Source organism: Novipirellula aureliae (assembly GCF_007860185.1).
Lineage (GTDB): Bacteria > Planctomycetota > Planctomycetia > Pirellulales > Pirellulaceae > Novipirellula_A > Novipirellula_A aureliae.
This window is the reverse complement of sequence record NZ_SJPY01000001.1, coordinates 787,876-804,601: the sequence shown is the minus strand read 5'-3', so window position 1 is coordinate 804,601 and position 16,726 is coordinate 787,876. Positions and strand designations below refer to the sequence as shown.

The 16,726-nt window shown below is 53.0% G+C and carries 13 protein-coding genes and 1 pseudogene; 6 read left to right on the top strand and 8 right to left on the bottom strand.

Annotated elements, in window-relative coordinates:
- The first annotated feature begins 99 nt into the window (after nt 1-99).
- Both cmoA and cmoB read left to right on the top strand, forming a co-directional pair.
- Entirely contained in the window at nt 100-852 is a 753-nt protein-coding gene (cmoA, locus tag Q31b_RS03040; protein WP_146598157.1) for a carboxy-S-adenosyl-L-methionine synthase CmoA, read from the top strand.
- A complete protein-coding gene (gene cmoB / locus Q31b_RS03035) occupies nt 849-1,814 on the top strand; it encodes a tRNA 5-methoxyuridine(34)/uridine 5-oxyacetic acid(34) synthase CmoB (RefSeq protein ID WP_146598156.1) in 966 nt (321 codons plus the stop codon). The genes cmoA and cmoB overlap by 4 nt, the downstream gene beginning before the upstream one ends.
- Nucleotides 1,815-2,024: 210 nt before the next feature.
- Here cmoB and Q31b_RS03030 read toward each other — a convergent pair whose 3' ends face one another.
- From Q31b_RS03030 to Q31b_RS03005, 6 genes and pseudogenes are all read right to left on the bottom strand, one after another.
- Nucleotides 2,025-3,506, bottom strand: a complete 1,482-nt coding sequence (locus Q31b_RS03030) for a sulfatase (protein WP_146598155.1) — start codon at nt 3,504-3,506, stop codon at nt 2,025-2,027.
- Nucleotides 3,507-3,659: 153 nt separating this feature from the next.
- A pseudogene (locus tag Q31b_RS29555) lies at nt 3,660-3,989 on the bottom strand (DUF1559 family PulG-like putative transporter); the annotation flags it as partial.
- Between the two features lie 22 nt (nt 3,990-4,011).
- Entirely contained in the window at nt 4,012-5,358 is a 1,347-nt protein-coding gene (locus Q31b_RS29550; RefSeq protein ID WP_197170816.1) for a sensor histidine kinase, read from the bottom strand.
- The gene (locus tag Q31b_RS03015) at nt 5,351-6,007 is read right to left on the bottom strand and encodes a response regulator transcription factor (protein WP_146598153.1); all 657 of its coding nucleotides are present in this window, start codon (nt 6,005-6,007) and stop codon (nt 5,351-5,353) included. The genes Q31b_RS29550 and Q31b_RS03015 overlap by 8 nt, the downstream gene beginning before the upstream one ends.
- A 244-nt stretch (nt 6,008-6,251) precedes the next feature.
- Nucleotides 6,252-6,887, bottom strand: coding sequence for a family 16 glycoside hydrolase (locus Q31b_RS03010; RefSeq protein WP_197170813.1), 636 nt, complete (start codon nt 6,885-6,887; stop codon nt 6,252-6,254).
- Between the two features lie 22 nt (nt 6,888-6,909).
- Nucleotides 6,910-9,570 (bottom strand): secretin N-terminal domain-containing protein, encoded by a 2,661-nt coding sequence (locus tag Q31b_RS03005; protein WP_146598151.1) that lies wholly within the window; start codon nt 9,568-9,570, stop codon nt 6,910-6,912.
- 363 nt (nt 9,571-9,933) lie between these two features.
- On the opposite strand from Q31b_RS03005, the gene Q31b_RS03000 reads away from it, so the two are divergent.
- The 4 genes from Q31b_RS03000 (at nt 9,934) to Q31b_RS27820 (ending at nt 12,870) form a co-directional block, all read left to right on the top strand.
- The gene (locus Q31b_RS03000; protein ID WP_146598150.1) at nt 9,934-10,233 is read left to right on the top strand and encodes a hypothetical protein; all 300 of its coding nucleotides are present in this window, start codon (nt 9,934-9,936) and stop codon (nt 10,231-10,233) included.
- Between the two features lie 183 nt (nt 10,234-10,416).
- On the top strand, nt 10,417-10,575 hold the full coding sequence (locus Q31b_RS27825; protein ID WP_197170811.1) for a hypothetical protein: 159 nt from the start codon (nt 10,417-10,419) through the stop codon (nt 10,573-10,575).
- A 797-nt stretch (nt 10,576-11,372) separates the two neighbouring features.
- A complete protein-coding gene (locus Q31b_RS02995) occupies nt 11,373-12,590 on the top strand; it encodes a DUF1559 domain-containing protein (protein ID WP_146598149.1) in 1,218 nt (405 codons plus the stop codon).
- Nucleotides 12,591-12,693: 103 nt separating this feature from the next.
- Nucleotides 12,694-12,870 carry a hypothetical protein gene (locus tag Q31b_RS27820; protein ID WP_197170809.1) on the top strand — a complete coding sequence of 59 codons (177 nt, stop codon included), beginning with the start codon at nt 12,694-12,696 and terminating at the stop codon, nt 12,868-12,870.
- A gap of 88 nt (nt 12,871-12,958) precedes the next feature.
- On the opposite strand, the gene Q31b_RS02990 is transcribed toward Q31b_RS27820, so the two are convergent.
- Nucleotides 12,959-14,446, bottom strand: a complete 1,488-nt coding sequence (locus tag Q31b_RS02990) for a sulfatase-like hydrolase/transferase (protein WP_146598148.1) — start codon at nt 14,444-14,446, stop codon at nt 12,959-12,961.
- A 376-nt stretch (nt 14,447-14,822) separates the two neighbouring features.
- The gene (locus tag Q31b_RS02985; RefSeq protein WP_146598147.1) at nt 14,823-16,358 is read right to left on the bottom strand and encodes a sialate O-acetylesterase; all 1,536 of its coding nucleotides are present in this window, start codon (nt 16,356-16,358) and stop codon (nt 14,823-14,825) included.
- Between the last annotated feature and the right edge of the window lie 368 nt (nt 16,359-16,726).

Below are 16,726 nucleotides of genomic sequence, written 5' to 3'. Positions count from 1 at the left end.
TGTTAAGTTGACGCGTAGGTGATCGCGTTTTGCCTACCACCAGCTGTCCCTTCCTACGCAACTTCAACGCTTACACAACGAATCTCGAACAAAAAATCAATGATACCCAAACGAGACCAGATTTACCGTCTCCCCCACGATCGGGTAGGGGACTTCACGTTTGATGAAGCGGTCGTCGACGTATTTCCCGACATGATCGCTCGCTCGGTGCCTGGTTATGCGTCGATTTTATCGATGATCGAACAATTATCCTACCGGTTTGTTCGACCCGCGACGAACGTCTACGACCTGGGGTGCTCGTTGGGCGCAGCGACGTTGCTGATGCGGCGTCAGTCTCCGACCGACTGTGTCATCCATGGAGTCGACAATGCCGAAGCGATGGTGCAGCGGCTGAAAATCGAATTGGCGAATTCCCCCCGTAGCGACGATGTTTGTGATGTCATCGTGCATCATGCCGACATTTGCGGTTTCCCGATGACGAACGCTTCGTTCGTGGTATTGAATCTGACCCTTCAGTTTATCGACATCGAAAAGCGTGGCGAACTGATCAATTCGATCTACCAAGCCCTTCTTCCCGGCGGTGCATTGCTGTTATCTGAAAAAATCGGTTTTGACGATCCGGCCAGACAATCGCTGCTCAATGATCTGCATCATGACTTCAAACGTGCCAATGGATACAGCGATTTAGAGATCTCGCAAAAGCGGACCGCACTGGAAAACCGCTTGCGTCCCGAGACGATGGAGACTCATCACGAACGGCTCCGCGAAGCAGGTTTTGGCTGTGTGGCCCCCTGGTTCCAATGCTTCAACTTTGCTTCCATCTTAGCCGTTAAGGATGTTGAATCGCGATGACACTATTTGATCGAAGCGATTTGAAAGCCCTTTTAGCGGAGCGTGATTTGTCAGGGTGGTCGGATCAAATCGATGCGTTGTGCGCCGATCGTTTCTATCCGTCCAAAAACGGCAACCTTGATCGCTGGAAGCGAGCCTGGTCCAAATTGCCTGATTGTGCGAACGCATCGATCGACGCGGACAACGACACGGTGATTGTTTCAGGAGAGATTGGAAAGCCAGACCTGCGAGAAACTCTGATGGCGTTTCACCCTTGGCGAAAGGGGCCCTTTGAGTTCTTTGGCATCCCGATCGATACCGAATGGCGTTCAGATATCAAGTGGCAACGGATTGCATCGGCGATCGATTTGAACGCGAAAACCGTACTCGATATCGGCTGCGGCAATGGCTATTACGGATGGCGAATGCTGTCCGCCGGTGCCGACCTCGTGATTGGATGTGATCCGTACTTGCTTTACATTATGCAATTCGAAGTCGTCCGCCGCTACGCCGAAAAACCGGAACGTCATTTCATCCTGCCACTCGCCGACACCGATTTACCGCCACGGCTCGAAGCATTCGACACGACCTTTTCAATGGGTGTGCTGTATCATCGAACGAGTCCGATCGACCATTTGCAAACCTTAGCAGGTTCACTCAAATCGGGAGGCCAACTCATCTTGGAAACCCTGATTGTCGAATCGGATACCGAGACCGTTTTGGTTCCAAGCGGCCGCTATGCCAAAATGAAAAATGTTTGGTTCATTCCTTCGATTAGTATGTTGACTCGGTGGTTGATGCGGACCGGCTTTGTCAAGATCGAAGTGATTGACATCAGCAAGACGACCGATCAAGAGCAAAGGCGGACCGAGATGATGACCTTCGAATCGCTCAACGATTTCTTGGATCCGAACGACGAAACGAGAACAATCGAAGGCGACCCCGCTCCAGTGCGTGCGGTTGTTTCCGCATGGAAAAGGTAAGTACCAACCTCGGACTTACATCCGAGGCGAAAGCATCCCGTCTCTACCGAGACTAGAACCTGCGCAAGCTTGTGGGTGTGTCGATCCCAAAGACACAACCCCCTCAGCCTTACAACCGCGTGCAGCCTTCTGTTTCGGCTTTCTCGGAAATGGCTGCTCAGCGTTTTACGATCTCGGGATTCTCTTCGGAAAGGTTCGTCAAAGTGTGGTCTACATCGCGTTTGGATTCCACGGTTGCTTGCCATCTTTTGGCTGTAGAAACTTGGCGTCGACGCTGTGGTACCACTGGTGCAATCGTTTCCGCATCTGCTCAACACGCTCGGGCATTTTCTCCGCAAGATCGTTGGTTTCGCTGATGTCCGCGTCAAGATCGTAAAGATGTACGCGACCATCTTCATAGCGTTCAAACAGTTTGTACTTTCCGACGCGAATGGCGCCGCCTGGAATACCACCTTGGTTACTGTAGTGTGGATAATGCCAAAACAATGCATCGCGATCGAGCGTTCCCCCTTCGAGTGCCGGTCGGATATCGATCCCGTCAACCGTTTGTTGTATCTCAGCACCAGCGGCCGATGCGACCGTGGGCAACAAATCGATGGAACAGATTGGCTCAGCGGAAATGGAGCCCGGTTTCGTGACGCCTGGATAGCGAACAATCCACGGTTCACGAATACCACCTTCGTAGACCCAACCCTTGCCACCACGGAGCGGCAGGTTGCTCGTCGGCGTGCCTTCGGAAGTCGACAGCCCACCGTTGTCGGAAGTGAAGATTACAATCGTGTTGTCTTCGACCCCAGAGTCCTTTAACTGCTGTAAAACTTTCCCAACCGCTTGGTCCATCGCTTCGACCATTGCTGCATACACCGCATGATTTTGCAGGACGCGTACCTTTCGGACCGCTTTTCCAAAGACCTGCTCTTCCTGGGCAAATTCTTTGCCGGTGATCGATGCGGCCTTCTCTTTGTACTTGGCAACCAAGTCGGGCCGCCCCATCAGTGGTGTGTGCACTGAGTAGAATGCCAGATAAGCCAGGAAGGGCTCGTTTTTGTGTTCTTCAATAAATGCAGCCGTGTCTCGTGCCAAGCGATCCGGCAAGTGGACTCCTTCGGGGCTTTCCACTTCCATTTGAGGGTTTTTGAACGGTGCGAAGTACCTATTGCCCGAGTAGGGTCCGCCTCGGCTGTAGCCACCAACATTCACATCGAATCCTTGGTTTTGCGGATAGTACTCCTCACTTTCGCCCAGATGCCATTTCCCCGCAAAAAACGTGGCGTAGCCTTTTTCCTTGAGCACCTCCGCAATCGTCATTTCTTCGACAGCCATGTTGTCATTCAGCGGCGCGGGATTGAACGTGCCGCCGCGTTTCCCAGAGAAAAAGTTGGTTGATTGCACACGTGTCGGATATTTTCCTGTCATCAAGCTATAGCGAGTTGGTGAGCAAACCGGATTTGCAGCATAACCGTCGGTGAATCGCATTCCCGATTGGGAAAGACCGTCGACGTTGGGGGTTTCGTAAAAACAATCGGGATTGTTCGCACCGATGTCCATGTAACCCAAGTCATCAACGAGGAAAACAACTACGTTTGGCCGTTTCTCGGTCGTCACTTCGGATGCCAAGATTGCCGGCTTGACCGAATGGGTGGTTAAGAAAATCGCGAATGTGTAGAGAAAATAGTGAGCAGCGTTTTTCATAGCTTTACTGGGGGGGTTCGGTTATAAGGTGGTGATTGTTTCCATCGAAAACAAGTGATCCCAGGCTCGCGTCTGGGAACACGATGGCCCGTCGATCCGTCTCTCCGAGGCGGACGCCCCAGAATTTGCAAGTCTCCGAGAGACTCGCCTCCATCAAAGCCACCCGTCTGGGGTCAAAGTGATGGCCTTGGGCTCCGCCGAACGAGCACAGCCTCCAAGCATTGTAGTCAACAAGAGTAGGCAGAAATAGTAACGCAGGAACACACTCCACAAAGAACGGAACGGAATCCATGGGCGTGCACGGTTGCCTGCGTGGATCGAATCGGTGATAAACCTGACCGCACCGTCGACCATCAAGACGTGCGTCCCGCCTTGATGCCGACGACTGGCAGTCCCAACGCCGTCCCAGGCACCATGGTTGGCTTGTTGGCTTGTTGGCTTGTTGGCTGGGACGATCGATCGCTGCGTGGAATGCGTTTCGCGACAATTTGCGTTTCGCGACGATTCAAGCGGAGCGGGGTAACGTGATCGTGAACGTCGTCCCCTTTTCCAAACAACTTTCCACCGCGATCTTGCCCCCCTGCGATTCGACGATCCACTGGGTGATGGGAAGCCCCAATCCGGTCCCGCCTACCGAACGAAACGGACGTGCGGGGTCGACACGAAAAAATCGGTCAAAGATCCGTCCGAGATTGTCTTCGCTAATCCCAATGCCGCTATCACAAACAATCAGCCGAGCGTCCCTTGCGTCTTGGCACACCGAGACGGTGACCGTCCCTTGGTCGCGATTGTAGTTGATCGCGTTGGTCAATAAGTTTATCACGGCTTTCGCAAACCATTCCGGGTCGCCTTTCACTCTCGTGCGTTCTAGCTTTTTCACAATCGAAATGTCTTTCGGTTGGGCAAGCGGTTCAACAAATTCACACGCTCTTTGCACGACTTGGTCCAACCAATAGCATTCGGATTTCATTGCTGCTTGTTCGGCATCGGCTCGAGCGAGAATCAGCAACGATTCCACCAAAGACTTCATTCGCGTTGCAGCATGTTGGATCGTTTCGATCGCTTGTCGGTATTCCGCGGGGGTACGCTCGGCGTTCAAGACATGCTCACATTGGGCCAGCAAGATCGAAAGTGGCGTTCGTAGTTCATGAGAGGCATCGGCCGTAAAGTGGTTCTGCCGTCGAAAGGCATCTTCCAAACGGTCAAGCGTGCCGTTGAAGGTATTCGAGAGAAGTAAGAATTCCGATTCCATCTTTTCGGTACGAATCCGTTCGGAGATATTTGACTCCGTCACTCGGGCAGCCGCCGCGCTGATACGATCAATCGGCTTCAGCATTTGTCCGATCATCCACCAACCGCCCGCAAGCATGACGAGGATTGTGACGGTTGCCACCCCTACACAGGTCAGTATCAATCGTCGGATCTGAGCCTGCTCAGTCTCGAAGGCATGCCCCACCAAAATCCTTGATTGAGCCGGCCCGTCGATGATCACCTCCACTTGATCGGAAACCCATCTCGTCCCCGTCTGTGGCGGATAATCCGAGGGTATCGCGGGGGAAGAACAATCGACGACACGACGCTGCGAGTCCCAGATTCGGTAGTAAGGCCCCGCCGGATATTCGGCAGCAAACGATTCGAGTTGCTGGTGCGATAAATCCACACTGAACTGCCCATCTTCCTCATACTCGATCACCCGAGAAAGCGAGATTGCTTTTTCGCTGAGCCCTTGCACGGCATCCTGTTCAAGTTCATGCCGAATGGTCAACACGGTCAATGCACTAAAGATGCAGGCCATCAACGCGATCAGACCGAGATACCACGCCAGTAGTTTCCATCGCAATGACTTACGCACGAAGGGTGTATCCATTACGACGGTGGGTTTCGATCCGTTCCTTGCCGACCTTCTTGCGAAGGTTCGAGAGATAGACTTCGATCGTATTGGAACTGCCAGAATCTCGGTCGCCGTAGATTCGATCGTAGATCATTTGCCGAGTGACGATACGGTCCGCATGAGTTGCCAACAAGTGCAGAATGGAGTATTCCGTGGGAGTCAATTCGACGAGTTGTCCACCACAAGTAACGCGGCGATCGATCGTGTCGATTCGAAGATCGTTGCCGATGCAAATCAGTGGGGAAGGCTCGCCAGTGGAGCGACGCACAATGGCACGAATTCGAGCGGCTAGTTCATCGATCATAAAAGGCTTGGTCAGATAGTCGTCTGCGCCTTCATTGAGCAGCGTGACCTTATCGTCCGTCGAATCCCTGGCGGTCAACATCAAAACCGGCGTCTTTTTCGTCGCTCGCAGGCGTTTCAAAACGGTGTACCCGTCAAGCACCGGAAGCATCAAGTCCAAGATCACCGCGTCATAATCGACCGTTGCCGCTTTGAGCAATCCATCCTGACCGTCCAACGAAGCGTCCACTTGAATCCCCCGCTCTCCAAGGGCAGCACAAATGATCGCGGAAAGATCTTCTTCGTCTTCGACTAGCAGAACTCTCATACTTAGAACCAATACCCATGTGACGTGTTACTCTTCCCGTTCAACCGCGTGCCCAACGGGCCGCACGCTCTATACTAAAAAACGCACGGGACGTTTCCTCCGGCGATAGGATCTTTAACAAGATCCACTACAAGTTTCAAAGGATCTTTGACAAGATCCACTACAGGGTGCGATAGGATCTTTGACAAGATCCACTACAAGTTGCGATAGGATCTTTAACAAGATCCACTACAAGGTGCGGTCTCTAATGCGTTGCGTCAAACGCTTTGAGGTGAAGATCATCAAAGAACGCGACAGAGTCTGATTTTGTCCATAAACCGATGCCTCCGAAATCGCGAAAGTGTCGGTCTTCTTGCATCGCCACGATATTATCGTCCAAATAGACTTTGATGTTGTCACCGATGTGTTCGATGCGAAGCGTATACCATCGATCATGCTGAAGCTCTGTTTTGTCGTCACCGCCAATCCGAATTCGATTGCCGTTGATGACGCGGTAAAGTCGAACACGCTTGTCTTTGACATCGATCCTAGCTAACAAGTAGTTCTTCTTGTCCTTAAATCGCCAAACGATCCCGGCACTTTTTTCTTTCTCTCCACCGACTAGCTTGATTCGCACTGAAAGCTTAACGTTTCGCAGTTTCTGGTGGTCCACGATCGCAATGTGAGTCCGATCTTTTGACTGCGAGTCGTCGCGTTGGGTCAAAACGCGATTGTCGCCATCACTCGTTACCAACCACTTCCCCGGCGGTCCATCGCCCGTATGCATGGCAATGAATTCAGGCGGTAGTTTCCCAACGTCGCTGGCACTGAAGCTTTCCTCCAATGCAACCGACGGCGGCAGTAGACAAGACGATAGGATCAGAAAGATCGAAATGAACATGGTGGATGGACCCTTGACGCCCTTAGTTTCGGTCGCGTTGACGGTTTGCACGCGGATCATTGCTCGTCCGCGAGGATGTCCTTGAACGGTTGCCATTTTGCCCGGTTCTCCCCGAGGTGATGCCGATAGCCGTGCCCAGAGCTTCCGACAACATTGCCGCATCGATGCCATCGACTGAAATCACCTCGACAACCGTCTCCGCCTGATCCGTATCCAAGCTGCGAATCGTCTCCTCGATTTCGGCCATCATGAACGCGGGAGCAGAAACCGCGACGGTGTTACTCTCCGCCAGCACACTAACGGACAACAATCCTTTGAACGTTGCCTTGGAGGTCTCGGTGCCCATGTAAGGTGCTTGTGTGAGTGAGCGGTCCGCCCCACGATCGGAACCGTCACCGCGATTTCGCGAGGTGCGATTCTGGCTAAGAGCGGGATCGGCTGGACTGAGCAAGTCGCGATACAAATCTTTTAAAATCGTGGCTGCCTGATCCGCCTGAATATAGTTTAGCTTGAACATTTGCGGACGACGAACCGATTCAGGATTTGCCTCGTTGGGCTGGTCGAAAAAGTCGGCAAGTTCACTCAATTGGTCAAATTCTTTCTCATTGGCCCCGACGACTAACAACGAATCGGTGACGGCATCCGAGATGAACGATACCGGCCCGCTCGTAGGAACAACCCCCTGATCCAACGCCTGCATTAATTTGGCCTCGATCGCTACAGGGATTTGATGCTTCATGTGGATAACGCGATAGCGTTGCTTCGGTGGCAACAGCGCTCGAAGCAATTGCTCCGCTTCACCAAGCGCGTCGGCATCGTCCGAACGCAGGATGATTTGCCCATCCGCTCCGCGACGAATCGTAACCTCGGGGCCCATCGGCGTTTGTTCCCGACTCAGAGAAATGCCGGACCGTTCACCCGAACTGGAAGGGGGCAACTGATGAACCCATTGAATCTCGCTGGAATCACCTAGGTTATTGGCCTCATCAAGCTTCCAATTTCGCCGCAGCGCTTCGTCTGCGGGGTCAAGCTCGATCGCTTGTGGCACCGGCAATTTCTTTATCGCCCTGGAACTCTCTCTGGTAGGTTCCGCGGCAGGATCAATGTCAATGTCCAACCGATTGGGACTCTCGTCAGGCCAAATCTGTCGTAGCTGCTTGACCGCGTTGGCAATCGACTGAGGCGTACCAGCATCGATCACTCGAATATTGCCGACCTGCTCGCGCTCACCAATATTCAAAAGCAACTCCTTGACCTGATTCAGTTCCGATCCGGTTGCAAACAGCAACAGTCGGCTATTGACCGTGTCGGCTTCCACACGAAACCCGCCCCAATCGCCACCCTGTTGCCGGTTGCGGTCGCGTCGGGATCGATCTTGCCCGCCTGATTCTCCATTCATCAACTCCGTGATGGCAGCGACGACGGCGTCCGCATTCAATCGATTTAGCGGGATCACATGAAAGGTACGTGATGCCTTGGCAAGCTGATCCATCACCGACCGGATGGTCATGTGATCTTTGATCGACGCATACGCAAACAGGATCTGCGTGTCGTCATCCTCCGAAAAGACACTGTCTTGATGTAGCTTGCCAATGTTGCGTAGGTCTTCAAAGATGTCCTCCAACGCGTCGGGGTCGACACCGTTGAGCGGGTAAACCTTCATCACCGTTTCATCGGATAGCATCATCCCAACATCGCTCGATGGAACATCAAGTGCCGAAACGGCCTGGCGTACCAAAGCAATCTTATCGGGTGGCCCATTCGCAACAATACTGTTTTGCCGTTCGTTGGCAACCAAATAGACTACCGAACTGGCTGCGGGATCGGTTTGCGGTTGGCCGCTTCGGTCGTCGTCATCGCGATCGCGATCGCGATCTCTACCACGCTGAGAATTTCGTATCTGCATCATAATCGACGCCGACCTGGGAAGGGGGATCGTTAAACCCATCAGCTCGCGCAGATCATCGACCACTTCGATGGCGTTAGCATGCTCGAGTCGAAACTCGGCGACCAACCGAGCTTGGCTCTGATTGGACTCCTCTCGGCCTAGTATCTCACGGATCTCGAGCAGATTTTCAACAAAGTCGATCACCTCGATTCGATTGGTTGCCGAGAAGGATGAGATGATGCCGTAGGGACTGAGGATTGGCTTGAACTCTTCCACCGCCGTTTCGGCAAGCATCCAATCGAGTGAGAACGAACTTTTGACGAGTTCGTAACTCGATCGCTGGTCCAATTCATCCGGCGACACCCGAGGCACCATACTGGGGTTGAGCGGAGAGTCCAATTTGACCAAGAACAGGACATCGCTACTGCGAAGTAACGTGAAACCGCGAGAAGCGAGATGGCGATTGATCACGCCCAAAGCGTCCGAAACATTGTAGGACTGCTGAGTCGTCAGGTTCAAACTTCCTTCGGGTAGCTCACGCCAATCCAAATTCAAGTCCGCTTCATCGGCAAACCACTGAAGCACCTCCAACCACGCCGCGCCACTAAACTGGAATTGCAAACGTTTACCATCCGTTCCCATCGTTGCTTGATCCGCTGGCTGGCCCAAATTCGCTTCACCGGTTGACGAACCCTGCCCAAACGCGGGTGGCCCCCCAAATCCGCACATCCAGAGCAGGCTCACAACACAAACAACGCGCATCGGAGAATGATCCATTGAAGTTAGAGTGGACATAAAACGGTGTGCTCTCTTCTTAAATGTAATATTTTGCTATTCGGATTCGGTGCAGTGTAGAACCGGAAGCTTAAGAAAACCTTAAGAATGCAGGCGATTCGCCCCAAATTTAGACGGGCAATCAACAAATTTCGGGACGGGTTGCCAACTTTTCGTGCAACCCCATGCAATGTTTCGACGTCATTTTCTTTAGTCCATCGTGGGTAACAGACGATAAAAACGGATGGATTCGCACCCGGGTCGAATTGTGGGACGGAAGTCTCCCTTTGCCTTTTTCGATCGGCTTTGGGCGCATTTTTTGCGAGTTGGCTGTGCGATGTCAAATGCTCACCAACACGAAACTTCCACTTGGATTGAAAGAAGATGCTAAAAAATCGACTCGAGCCCGAAATCGACGACAACATAGAATCCAGTCTTGCCGAACAGCTGACTTGGGATCTATTGGATGGGCAAATCTCTGAGCCCGGAATGCAGCAGCTTGAAGAACTGATCGAAGCCGACGAAGAGAGTCGGCGTTGCTACATTGCGTGTCTCGATCTCGATCAAATGCTGAGTGAATATTTCCAACAACCGAGTGCGGTCAAGGAGCAATCTACGCCCACAACGCGTCCATTCGGCGGCGTACCGCTGGGCAGTCTGATGAGCGATGCACCCCGCGTCTAAGCACCCGCGTCTAAGCACACAGCGATTGGCTGCGAGTTTCGCGACCCGGAATCGAGGAGGCTCGAGATGAACTCGGCCCCCAACATTCCATGTCACCTTTTGCTGGCACCGGCAACCCGACGGTTGGGTTGCCATGGCTCGTCCCAATCACTTGCCAAAGACGTACGAACGATACCGCAAGCTATGCCGCAACCCTTGGCGATTCTTTGCTGCGGTCCGATGGCAGTTTTTTTGATCGCCAGGGTATTGATCGCCGGGGTATTGATCGCCGGGGTTACGTTCGCTCGCAAGCAGCCGGTGATTCCGCCGGTCCCGCGTCTCGCCGCAGTGGTGCACACATGATCAGTGTCGGCCATGTCAGGTGCAAAGCGTTATCGACCCAACTCGGCCTCTATTCTACGATTTCTCACTGGCGTCGGGCACGGTCGATAGTCTCGCGGGCTCGGAAAATGGTCGCGGACTTCAATGGGCCATGGCTCACGGTCGTTACACTGCATTTCAAACGATCTTCCCTCCCCATCGCGATGTCGGTCTGCCGCGTGTCCGTAGTGGAAGCGGCCTTCTGCCAGCAGTCCAGTCTAATGAGTCAACGGAGTGACACTGATTGCCTGGGGTGAATTGCAAATCGCAATCAAAAATTCAATTCTCGGTGATCCAATACGTCGTTCAACAGCGTCAGCAATCGATTCGACATTCCTCGAGCCTCGATAGATGCCTCAATGGAGCGTATGCGATTCAGGCCGTCTTTCAAACGCAATAGCATTTCGCAACACCGCAAAAAGAATGACTATCACGCTGGCTATCGCACGCAAAAGCTACTATAGTGGGGAGATGATAGCCTTTGCGAACGAATCGGCTTAACCGATGTCGTCATACTATATTTCACTCGCTTCGCATTTGTCTTGATTGCAAAATCTCTTGATTCGGTATGGTTGCAGGACTCGTACTGATACGGATTTCGCGTATTGGTAAAGCGGATGGCCGCTGAACCACCGTTCCCCCCCCCAATCCCCCCAGCAGTTTAAGCGGAGCAGGAAAATTTTCTTGAGCGCAGAGAGATGAGAGCTTCCCCCTGCGCATCTTCGTTTTGTTCGTATAAGCGTTTACTATTTCGTTTCTTCAAAAATTTAGGTGATGTAATGAGAGTTCCGAGAGTTCAGCGAGGCTTCACATTGGTGGAGCTTCTAGTAGTAATTGCCATCATTGGCGTTTTAGTGGGCCTTCTGCTACCAGCAGTTCAGGCCGCTCGCGAGGCTGCTCGTCGCATGAGTTGCAGCAACAATTTCAAGCAGATTGGGCTTGCGATCCACAATTATCATTCTGCTTTCAACCTGTTGCCGACCCATGGTGGTGGCACAATCTCAACCGGCGGTAGCGGTTATGACCCAACGAACCCGGTCAATATGGAGAGCCGTTATCATGATGATGAATACAGCAATAATTCCAGGCTGAGCATGTTGGTTGGAATCATGCCGTTCATGGAGCAGCAGGCGATTTGGGAGCAGGTCAGCAATCCGAACGGGTTTGACTCGGACGGGACCGTGAGGTCGCCAGCTTGGCCAGCCATGGGCCCTACTGGGGGAAACTATTTTTACGGACCATGGGTAACCGATATCCCGGCACTTCGCTGCCCAAGTGACCCAGGCAGCGGGCTTCCTGCGGCAGGACGGACTAATTACGGGGCTTGCCTCGGCGATTCAGTTTGGGCTTCTTCAGTGAAGAGCGAGAGCGAATGGGATACGGCCGCCAATGGAGCACTGCAAAACCAAGCGGCCCAGCGAGGTTTCTTCAAGATGTTCAACAACCGACTGGGCTTCCGCGACTGCATCGACGGTCTTTCGAACACCATCGCGATGGGCGAGATGATCACCTATTTAGGGGACACCGACGTTCGCAGTAGTGTGCCAGACAAGGGAGGTACTAACGGTGCAGAACCGTATCGAGACAACCCGATTTATTGTCGCGGCGACATCGATCCAGCTCGTCCTCGGTTTTGGGGCAGGGATGTATCCCGAGAAGATCGCTCCCGTGGTTACCGTTGGGCGGACGCCTCCACCGTCTTCAGTGCTACGTTCACGATTTTGCCTCCAAACCAGGAAGTATGTGGCCGTAATAACTTCAACGATATTGTATTGATCGCTACGATGTCCAGTCAGCACCAAGGTGGTTGCCATGTGTTGATGGGTGACGGGGCGGTCAAGTTCATCACCGACTCGATCGAGGCGGGTGATTCGTCGATCGGCAATGTATGGAAGGACGGCACCGGCGTGCGGGCGCCTGGGTCGAGAAGCCCGTACGGGCTCTGGGGATCACTGGGAACGAACGCCAGTAAAGAGGTCATCGACGAGACGTTCTAACACCTGTTACTTTTCGCAGGGCACTTCGGTGCCCTGCGGCTTCTTGAATCCCCTTTACGATTTTACATATTCCCCCACACTCTATTTTTGCTATTGAGTTCGAATGAAAAAATTCACAATCATGATGTTCGCGGTGGTTGCGTTTTCTGCGTTTTCTGCCTTGCCCGGCTGCGGAGGCAGCGACGAACCAACAAACGTCACTGAAGGCTCAACGAGAGCCGACCTTCAGGAAATCATGGATCGGCAGAAGGCGGAAACCGCCAGCGACATGAACGAATGATCCACCACTAACATTAGCCTGACGCCTATCCGGCCCAAGAACATTGATTTCTTGGGCCGTTTTTTCTTGCGCTGTGGCGATCAATCACTCAATCATCCGCAGGTTGATGCCAAAGTCGATAGGGATCGTCCAATCGTTGCATTTCGGAGAGCAGCAAGGCTTCCATCTCGGCCAGCTTTTCGGCGTAGTGAGGGTCGGATGCGAGATTGGTTTGATTCGGCTGCGGCGTCACTCCCGTTAACGCGATTGTCGCGGGATCGTGATGCTGGGGCAAAAATTCGTGTGGATTTTCGGCAAGATTGAAGAGCTGTTTTTCGCGGACTTTGCCATCGAGCACGTCATACTCGATTAGCTTCCAATCACCTTTCTTGACGCTGCGCATGCCCGGTTTCGTGCCGCCGTTATAGACTCCATACAGACAATCGCGAACGACCGTTTTCTTTCCTTCCACCACTGGCTTCCAACTGATGCCTTCATTCGAATCGGGAGTTGGGATACCCGCCAGGTCGCAGAGGGTCGCTAGGGTATCGAGTAGGTACACATTGCCGGTTGCTCGCGTCCCAGGCTTGATGCCGGGGCCTTTGATAACCAATGGAACCCGCCAAGTGTGTTCGTACAAATTTTGTTTTCCCTGCAATCCGTGTCGACCGACGGCCATGCCGTGATCGGAGGTGTAGATGATGTAGGTATTCTCGAGTTCTCCCATCGCATCGAGTTTTTCAAGCACTCGTCCGATTTGAATATCGATATTCTCGCTGCAAGCATTGTAACGACCAATTTCGTTGCGGATGGTTCGCGGGTCACGCCGAGTCCAAACGCCGCTCACGCGGGTCTCATCACGCAACTTTGGATGTCCGTGCGAAAACGGATGTTCGGGAAGGTAATTCGGTGGAAGCGGAGGCTGCTTTGGGTTTTCCGGTGGCAGCGTCGTCTTATCCTTGTGATTGACCGCACCATATTTGGCCAGCAACTCGGGTGTGCCATCGCGGGTATCGTGTGGATGTGAAAATCCGTAATAGATCAGGAATGGTTTGTTGTCCTTGGTTGTCTCTCGATCGTTCAAATAGTTGAGCACTTGTTCGGCGTGCCATGCGCTCCCCGATTCGTCGGTTCCGCCTCGCTTGACGGCATCATGACGAACCGTGAATTGCTTATTCGCAGCGTCGTAGCTATTGCCTTTCTTACAGGTCCGCATCGTGGAATAGCCCGCTCGATTGAAAACCGCTGCCAATGTGTTTTGTACGATGTCTGGAGGACACTGCGACTTTGCATTCGGGGCAATCGGCAGATGCCAGACCGTGCGTCCGGTCATGATCATGTGTCTCGATGGCGTGCAAACCGCGCCCGAGAAGGAGCCCATGTGATAGGCCGCGTCGAAGACCATCCCTTGTTTCGCAAGTTGGTCAATGACCGGCGTTTGCATGGAAGCATCGGAATTGTAAAACCCGAAGTCCATCGGGGATTGGTCATCCGTCAAGATAAACAAGATGTTTGGTTTGGATTGATCGGCTGCCTTCACCCCGACGCATGGGCAAAACAAAAACAGTAAGGTGATCAACGAGAAAGTAGTTTTCATTTTTTAGTCATCTCAAAAAGGTCGTTCTAGTGATTTATCAACATACCATCCAATGGTAGTGGATCTTGATAAAGATGCTTCCACATGGGGATCTTTAACAAGATCCACTACCGCCAACCCTCATTTTCATTTGTGACAGACAACTCGCGCTTCATCCACATTAAGCGTGGCGTAGGCTTCCAGCCTGCGATCATGCGTGGCGTAGGCTTCCAGCCTGCGATCATGCGTGGCGTAGGCTTCCAGCCTGCGATTATGGGTGGCATAGGCTTCCAGCCTGCGATTTTCTATTCATGGCGTAGGCTTCCAGCCTGCGATGTGCGGCAAGCACCAATTGGCAGGCAGGAAGCCTACCCCAAATTATAATCTGGTTGAAGCACTAGTGCTGCGCCGGCTTGGTGGGCGGAAAATCGTCGGTTCGGAAAGGATAGGCGGGTAAATCGGCATCATTGACGAGATTGACATCAGGCTTTGCCGAAAAGGCATAACGCACATAGAGAGGTTTGCTCAACTGCGTCGATCGCAGGACCACTGTTTCGTCTTCAATCGAAGCATCTGCTTCACACCATTCTCCCGATTCCTCTGCAATCCAAAACCCCTGTGGCGATTTGCCATCGGTTGTTTTGAGCCCATCCGCATGGTCAAAATGAACGATCAACGCATCACCGTTTGGTTGGACGTTCTTGATGGTTGGCCCTTGGGCTTCGACCGATTGTCCCAAAGTATCACGCTGGGCCAAGAGGGCTAACCGTCTACCAACCGGCAATTTATCGGTGGGGTGAATCTTCTTGAGATGACCAAGGTCAATGGTATTCGCCACGCTGGTGTGGGGAAGCTTGAGTGCCATCAATTGCGACTCACGCATCCACGCCCAAGAGTGTGCGGTGGGACTATTGGGATCGCGATCGGAATCTCTGTTTAGGGTTGCCCCATATCCCGGCAGCATGACGACAAGGAAGTGCATATCGTCGCGGTTCCACTGTTTGCGATACCGCTCGATCCATTGCTGTAGCACTTCGCCATACATCAACATACCCGAAGTCCTTGAAAACCAAGGTTCTCGGAGCATTCCAGCCATCGACTGCGTGTTTCGTTCACCCTGATACCAGACCAGGCCACGACAGGCATAGGGTGCAAGTGGATGCATCATCGCGTTGTACAAAATGTTGGATTGACGACGTAGATAGATATCATCGGCTCTGCTCCAAGGTCTTGGCCCATCTAGGATTTCTTGGATTTTGCTCGTCCGTGCCGTGTCCGCATCGAATTCCTGCATCATCGTTCGGAAGTGGGGAAGGGTCTCGGTCATGTCACGGGGCATCCAAGCCTCGATCGAAGAGCTGCCCCAGCAGGTAAGGATGATCCCCACGGGCATCTCAGCGGCTTGCTGCAAAAAATGAGCGAACGCAAACGCGACCGCGCTACTGGGTTGACTTACCGCCCACTGCCCCTCACACGATTCCTGCGGTCTGAACGCCACCGATCGTTTGACTTCAAAGGTGCGAATGTTCTTTGTCTGGGGCACGAGGTCCGCAATCCCTTGAATGTTCTGGTAACCCATCTGCATGTTGGATTGTCCAGAGCAAATCCAGACTTCGCCGACCAAGACGTCGCCTATCACGATCGATTCGTCATTCGCGGAGGATGAAATCGTCATCTCACCCGGTTCGAGGTTCGCGGCCAATGGATCCAAACGGACTTGCCATTTGCCATCGGGATCGACCTGGACTGTTTTGGATTGATCAGCGAATTCAACTTGGATCGTCGCGTCTGGATTGCCGCTGCCCCAGACGGGAACAGGCATCTCGCGCTGCAGTACCATATGGTCGGTGAACAGCGACGAGACTTGCAGCCCAGCATTCGCAGGGCCCGCCAAACAAACGACCATCGTCAATATTGCCAAAATCCGAGTCATCGTTGTGTTGCTCCGTTAGGGGTAAGTGAAGGTTCGGCCAGCGTGCGGAACATTCTTTCGAGAATGCATCGGCGTTGTCAACGTTTGGCCACGTGCTCTAAAGCGGTTGTGCGTCTTTAAAGTACTTGTTTTACAAACACTGACACTTTTTGTACCTCTCCCGGCGCAGCCCGGGGGAGGTCGAGCGACGCCTTTAAGGCGTTCGCGAGGGAGGGGGCCCGTACAGCGCTTGCGCGAAGCACATCGTGTAGGCCCCCTCCCGAACGGCGGCTTTAGGCCGCGTTCGACGTCCCCCAAGTTTCACTCGGGAGAGGTTGTTAAGTCGTTTACCAAGTTACACTCAAAAGCCACACGACCTCTAAAGTGGG